This is a genomic window from Qipengyuania sp. B-5, from assembly GCF_056857815.1.
Map to the genome: position 1 here is coordinate 1 of NZ_JBSXNU010000007.1, position 5,979 is coordinate 5,979.

The following is a 5,979-nucleotide window of genomic DNA, read 5'->3' on the forward strand; positions in this document are numbered from 1 at the left end:
AGCTAGGCCGTAAACTCATAAACTGACTTGCGCGGCGCGGGCGCGGTTGATTCAAGGCTTCGGGAAGGAGCTTTGGATGACGCGTCGTAGATTTGAACTGACCGATGATGAGTGGCTGGTGATCGAGCCGTTGTTGCCGAACAAGCCTCGCGGGGTTCCGCGTGTGGATGACCGGCGGGTCATCGACGGGATATTGTGGCGCTTTCGCACGGGCAGTCCTTGGGCTGATATTCCCGAGCGCTATGGCCCACATACCACCTGCTACAACCGTTTCGTGCGCTGGCGCAAAGCCGGTGTGTGGGACCGCCTTCTCGAAGCGGTGAGCCAAGCCTTCGACGGCGAGTTGGTCATGATCGACAGTTCTTCCATCCGGGTCCACCAGCACGGTGCGACCCTAAAAAGGGGGACCCAAATCGCTGCATGGGACGTTCCCGGGGCGGTTTGACAACCAAGATCCATGCCCTGGTTGATGGTCGCGGCCTGCCGATCCAACTGCATCTGTCCGAAGGCCAGGCGAGCGATTGCCGTGAGGCCGAGAGGCTGCTGGCCGCCGTGCCGAACGCCACCACCTTTCTCGCCGATAAGGCTTATGACAGCGATGCCATTCGCAGTCAGATCACCGCGCAGGGTGGCTTCGCCAACATCCCAGCCAAGCGCAATCGTCGCAAAGGCTTCGCGTTCAGCAGCTTCCTGTATCGCTACCGTAATCTGGTCGAGCGTTTCTTCGGGAAACTCAAAAACGCCAGAGGCTTGGCCACCAGATACGACAAACGAAGCGATAACTTCCTCGCTGCCATCAAGCTCTTCTGCACACGCCTATGGATCGCCGCTAATGAGTCTACGCCCTAATGTTTGAACGCGAGCTATTGGCCGCTGAAGAGTTTTTCCGCCTGCACGATAGCATTCTGGGAACTCCGCGCTTTCCCGATCCCGATTGGTCGGATGCGCAAATCATTATTGCAGACAAGTTCGGAGTTCTGGAGGATCAGATAACGACGTTCCTCGACAAGCATGGGGTTGCGATCAGCGAGAGTACGTCCACGTCACTTACCTCTGCGAGACATATTGCCAACCAAGGGTCGTTCGACGTGGCTCAAGAGACTTCAGAGGGTGAGTATGAGCCGGGGCAATACCCCAGCAAGATCGTTCAAAAGGCTGTCGATGAGTTCTGGGAGCGTATTGAGGAGGCTCGGAAGCAAATGCGCGAGGATCTTTCAAACGGGTCTCTGACTAGTCCGAGCAAGAGCTGAGCGGAATCCGAGCCGCTAAGTCGGAGCGTAAGCAAAAGTAAAATATTGACTTTGGAGCGAAACAGAGCATATATCTCATTTGAGATACAGAAGGTGTTATGAACGCTCATAGCTCAATGATTCATGTCCGTATGGACAATGATCTGAAGGACCGCGCGACCGAAGCGCTGGCGGCGATGGGTCTGTCGACCGCCGATGCCGTGCGCCTGCTGTTCCACCGCATCGCCACCGATCAGGCCTTTCCGTTGGAACTCAAGGTTCCCAATGCGGAAACCCGTGCAGCGATGGAAGAGGCGGACGAGTTCTTCAAGAATGGCGGCACGCCCCGCTTCGACAATGCTGACGATATGTTCGCGGAGCTCGAGGAAGAGAGCAAAGCCCTGCGCGAGGCCGGAAAACCGAAGTCTTGAAGAAAGCGGCTGCGAGCAAGCGCACCGCGCTGCCCCGGACGATTGGCTATGCGAAGTCCTTCCTAAAGGACTTCGAGCGGCTGTCGCGCTCGGGCCGATACGATATGAAAAAGCTCAAACAGGTCATGCTGTTGCTCATCGCCAATGACGCGCCGCTCGGCCCCGAATGGAAAGACCACGCGCTCAAGGGTGAATGGCAGGGTCACCGCGAATGCCATGTCGGTGGCGATTTCCTGCTGATCTACCGCGTGGAAGACATTCCGGCACCCGCTGGCGGCATATTCTTCACCCGCGCCGGAACACACAGTGAGCTTTTCAAATGAGCGCCAAGGATCAGATCATTCCCGCCGTATCGTTCACGACCGCCCAGACCGGCGCGTCGGCCAAGTCGGACGAGCTGGGCATGCGCCCGATGCAGGCGCAAGCTTATGAGAAGCGCGGCGAGCAATATCTGCTGATCAAGTCCCCGCCTGCTTCGGGCAAGTCGCGTGCGCTCATGTTCATCGCACTCGACAAGCTGGCGAACCAGAATGTCCGGCAGGCCATCATCTGCGTGCCCGAACGCTCGATCGGCGCGAGCTTCAGCAGCGAACCACTGAGCAAGTATGGTTTCTTCACCGACTGGAATGTCGCCCCGCAATGGAATCTGTGCAACACGCCCGGAGCCGATGACCCCAAGGTCGCGAAGTCCAAGGTGAAAGCCGTCGGTGAATTCCTTGCGAGCGACGAAAAGGTGCTCGTCTGCACCCACGCAACGTTTCGCTTCGCATTCGACGAGCTGGGGCCGGAAGCGTTCGATAACCGGCTGGTCGCAATCGACGAGTTTCACCACGTCTCCGCCGATGCCGGCAACCGTCTCGGCGCGCAGCTTGCGCATTTGATCGGACGCGACAAGGCGCATGTCGTGGCGATGACGGGCAGCTATTTCCGGGGTGATGCGATTCCGGTGCTTGCGCCGGAAGACGAAGCCAAGTTCGAGACCGTCACCTACACCTACTATCAGCAGCTCAATGGCTACGAGTATCTCAAGACGCTCGATATCGGCTACAGCTTCTACACCGGGCCTTACACCGAGAAGATTTCGGCGCTGCTCGATCCGACGGTAAAGACCATCGTCCACATCCCATCGGTCAATTCGCGCGAGAGCCTGAAAGACAAGCATCGCGAGGCCGAGGACATCATGAACCACCTCGGTGATTGGCAGGGCATCGATCCGGAAACAGGGTTCCACCTGATCAAGACGGCTGCAGGAACCGTGATCAAGGTGGCCGATCTGGTCGACGACGATCCCGCTAAACGCGATCGCGTGGCCGCAGCCCTGAAATCGCCCGATGCGCGGTCAGATCGTGACTTTGTCGATATCATCATTGCGCTGGGTATGGCGAAGGAAGGCTTCGACTGGATCTGGTGCGAACACGCGCTGACGGTCGGCTATCGCTCCAGCCTGACTGAAATCATCCAGATCATTGGCCGGGCAACCCGTGATGCGCCGGGCAAGACCCGCGCTCGCTTTACCAATCTGATCGCCGAACCGGCTGCGGACAGCCCGCTCGTAGTCGACGCGATCAACGATTACCTCAAGGCAATTGCGGCGAGCTTGCTCATGGAGCAGGTGCTCGCGCCCCGCTTCGACTTCACCCCAAAGGACGCAGGGCCGAAACCGGACTTTGACTACGGGCCAGGCGGCTACAAGGAAGGTGAGACCAATTTTGGCGTGAACGATCACGGCCAGATGCATTTCGAGATCAAGGGTCTCAAACTGCCTAAGAGCGTCGAGGCGACGCGTATCTGCCGTGAGGATCTCAACGAGGTCATTGCGACCTTTGTGCAGGACAAGTCAGTCGTCGAACGCGGCGTATTCGATCCCGACGTGGTTCCAGAAGAGTTGACCCAGCTCAAGATGGGCAAGATCATTCGGGAAAAGTACCCCGAATTGAGCGAACACGATCAGGAAGCGGTCCGTCAGCAGGCGGTTGCTGCGATGACTCTGGCCCAGCAAGCCAAGGCTGTGCTGACAAGCGATGGTGACGGCGAGATCAAAGCAAATACCGCGTTCATCGAAGGTGTACGCAAGTTCGCGCTCAGCGTGACAGACCTCGACATCGATCTCATCGACCGGGTCAATCCGTTCGAGGCAACGATTGCGGTCTTGGCCAAATCTATGGATGCAAAGACCTTGTTGCAGGTTCAGGCGGTCATCAACGCTAAGAAGGACAAACTGACCTACGAAGATGCGCGCGCACTTGCTGAGCGCGCGCTGGAATTCAAGCGCGAGCGCGGACGACTGCCGTCGCTGACTTCTCAAGATGCGTGGGAACGCAAGATGGCCGAAGGCATCGCTTTCCTCCAACGCCACGCAGCCAAAGAGACCAGCAATGGCTGAATTGAGTGACCTCGAACTGCTGGCCGAGCTTGGTGTCGAAACAGCACCCGAGCCGGTTCGAAAGCTGACCCCGCTTCAGGAACGCATCATAGCGGGATTCGAGGACATACAGCGTTTCGTCAAAGAACATGGACGCTTCCCCAAGCATGGGGAGGATCATGACATTTTTGAGCGATTATATGCTGTCCGCATTGAGAGGCTGCGCGCACTTCCCGAAGCGCAAGAACTCCTGGCGAGCATGGACCCGGACGGAATTCTGGAGGCAGCCGAGCCGTTAGGGAAACCATCAGACGAACTAGACGACACTGCACTTCTGGCAGAACTTGGCATCCAACCGGGGTCGGAAGATGATATTACAAAGCTGCGGCATGTGAGTTCTCGGGCCGAGAAGAGAGCGGCTGAAGAAATCGCCAACCGTGAGAGGTGCGAGGATTTCGAAGAGTTCAAGCCGCTGTTCGAGGCGGTGCAGGTCGATCTGAAGGCCGGTAGCAGACAGGCCAAGGCGCTCGGCAATTCTGAGGTCACGCTGGCCGAAATCCAGCCGGGGAATTTCTTCATCGTCGGCGGGCAACTCGCATACATCGCCGCTTCGACCGACGCCTTCACGACTCAGTATGAGCGGGCCGATCGCCGTGTCCGGGTCATCTATGACAACGCAACCGAGGCGACAGTCCTTTCACGCTCATTCCAGAAGTCGCTCTATCGGGACGAGTCCTCTAGGCGCGTGAGCGAGCAAAACGCAGGACCGCTTTTTGGAGACACCGCTGAGCCCGACGATCTGGAGAGCGGCACGATCTATGTACTCCGCAGCAAATCGTCACATCCCTACGTCGATGAGCATCGCGAGTTGATCCATAAGATCGGCGTTACGGGGCAGCCGGTCCTCAGCCGGATTGCCAACGCGCGTAACGATCCGACTTTCCTGCTCGCGGATGTCGAAGTCGTTGCTGAGTACAAGCTCTTCAACATCAATCGAACCAAGCTCGAACGGCTGATCCATCGTGCGCTCGGGCCTGCCCGCCTTGATCTTTCTGCAGGCGATCGATTTGGCAAAACTGTCCAGCCGCGCGAGTGGTTCCTTGTCCCGCTTTCGATCATCAACGAATTGGTGTCGCGGATCAGTGACGGTACTGTCACGCAGCACGTTTACGATCCCGCACGGGCGGAGTTCGTTGCCCAAGATAACGCCTAACAAACGGTTGGACGCAATCAGGCGAAGTTAGCTCATGGCACGTCAGTTCACCCGTTCCGAGTTCTATGAGCTCGTCTGGTCCAAGCCGATGACGCACTTGGCCAAGGAATTTGGTCTTTCTGACGTGGCCTTGCACCAAATCTGTCGCAAGCACGATGTGCCCAACCCTCCGCTGGGATGGTGGGCAAAACATGCAGCGGGCCAAAGGGTCAAACGAACACCGCTACCCAAGCTTAGGTCGGGCATTTCCGATACGATCAACATCGCTGGCGGAGAGCTACGCAACGAGCCCGATTCCGTCGCGCAAATGCGCGAAGAGGCCCGCGTTCGGGCCTCGGCATTCGATCCCAAAAAGGTCGATCAGGAACATTCCATTGTAACGCGATCGATGGCCAAGTTGCGCAAGGCAAAGCCCGACGAACAGGGAATGGTGAGGCTCGCTCAGTCCGGCTTGATCGACGTGGAGATCGCGCCGGATTCAATCGATCGGATCGAGCTATCGCTCAACCGAATAGTCACGGCAGCACAGGTCCAAGGCTTTGAACTCAGCGGCAAGGCTGAACGCGCCGCATTCACGGACGGAAGCGTGATTGTCCCCTTCAATCTGAATGACTGACCGGCTGACGCCGGTAGGTTCATGGCGAAGGGCTGAAGCCTTGCTTGTGGGTATGGCGGTCGAGATAGCGCATGATGATATCGTCGGTGATGTTTCCGGACGTGGTTGAGAAGTAGCCACGCTGCCAG

The 5,979-nt window shown here is 57.8% G+C and carries 7 protein-coding genes and 1 pseudogene; 7 read left to right on the forward strand and 1 reads right to left on the reverse strand.

Annotated features, from left to right (window positions below):
• Positions 1 to 76 precede the first annotated feature (76 nt).
• From AC13CE_RS00075 to AC13CE_RS00105, 7 genes are all read left to right on the forward strand, one after another.
• A protein-coding gene (locus AC13CE_RS00075; protein WP_145923346.1) for an IS5 family transposase occupies positions 77 to 849 on the forward strand; the annotation gives its coding sequence in 2 pieces (ribosomal slippage) (positions 77 to 395 and positions 395 to 849; 774 coding nt in all).
• Positions 849 to 1,250: a hypothetical protein gene (locus tag AC13CE_RS00080; RefSeq protein ID WP_482971054.1), complete on the forward strand. Its 402-nt coding sequence runs from the start codon at positions 849 to 851 to the stop codon at positions 1,248 to 1,250. Before AC13CE_RS00075 ends, AC13CE_RS00080 begins: the two co-directional genes overlap by 1 nt.
• A 116-nt stretch (positions 1,251 to 1,366) precedes the next feature.
• A complete protein-coding gene (locus AC13CE_RS00085; protein WP_482971055.1) occupies positions 1,367 to 1,660 on the forward strand; it encodes a type II toxin-antitoxin system RelB/DinJ family antitoxin in 294 nt (97 codons plus the stop codon).
• Entirely contained in the window at positions 1,657 to 1,983 is a 327-nt protein-coding gene (locus AC13CE_RS00090) for a type II toxin-antitoxin system YafQ family toxin (protein ID WP_482971056.1), read from the forward strand. Before AC13CE_RS00085 ends, AC13CE_RS00090 begins: the two co-directional genes overlap by 4 nt.
• Positions 1,980 to 4,043, forward strand: a complete 2,064-nt coding sequence (locus tag AC13CE_RS00095; RefSeq protein WP_482971057.1) for a DEAD/DEAH box helicase — start codon at positions 1,980 to 1,982, stop codon at positions 4,041 to 4,043. Before AC13CE_RS00090 ends, AC13CE_RS00095 begins: the two co-directional genes overlap by 4 nt.
• Positions 4,036 to 5,235, forward strand: coding sequence for a GIY-YIG nuclease family protein (locus AC13CE_RS00100; protein ID WP_482971058.1), 1,200 nt, complete (start codon positions 4,036 to 4,038; stop codon positions 5,233 to 5,235). The genes AC13CE_RS00095 and AC13CE_RS00100 overlap by 8 nt, the downstream gene beginning before the upstream one ends.
• 34 nt (positions 5,236 to 5,269) lie before the next feature.
• The gene (locus AC13CE_RS00105; RefSeq protein WP_482971059.1) at positions 5,270 to 5,851 is read left to right on the forward strand and encodes a hypothetical protein; all 582 of its coding nucleotides are present in this window, start codon (positions 5,270 to 5,272) and stop codon (positions 5,849 to 5,851) included.
• A 19-nt stretch (positions 5,852 to 5,870) separates the two neighbouring features.
• Here the strand turns inward: AC13CE_RS00105 and AC13CE_RS00110 are convergent.
• Positions 5,871 to 5,979: pseudogene (locus AC13CE_RS00110) on the reverse strand (IS200/IS605 family transposase); the annotation flags it as partial.

Coding starts and splice junctions, on each gene's coding strand:
- AC13CE_RS00105 (WP_482971059.1), top strand. CDS start 5,270: ATGGCACGTCAGTTCACCCGTTCCGAGTTCTATGAGCTCGTCTGGTCC.
- AC13CE_RS00080 (WP_482971054.1), top strand. CDS start 849: ATGTTTGAACGCGAGCTATTGGCCGCTGAAGAGTTTTTCCGCCTGCAC.
- AC13CE_RS00100 (WP_482971058.1), top strand. CDS start 4,036: ATGGCTGAATTGAGTGACCTCGAACTGCTGGCCGAGCTTGGTGTCGAA.
- AC13CE_RS00095 (WP_482971057.1), top strand. CDS start 1,980: ATGAGCGCCAAGGATCAGATCATTCCCGCCGTATCGTTCACGACCGCC.
- AC13CE_RS00085 (WP_482971055.1), top strand. CDS start 1,367: ATGATTCATGTCCGTATGGACAATGATCTGAAGGACCGCGCGACCGAA.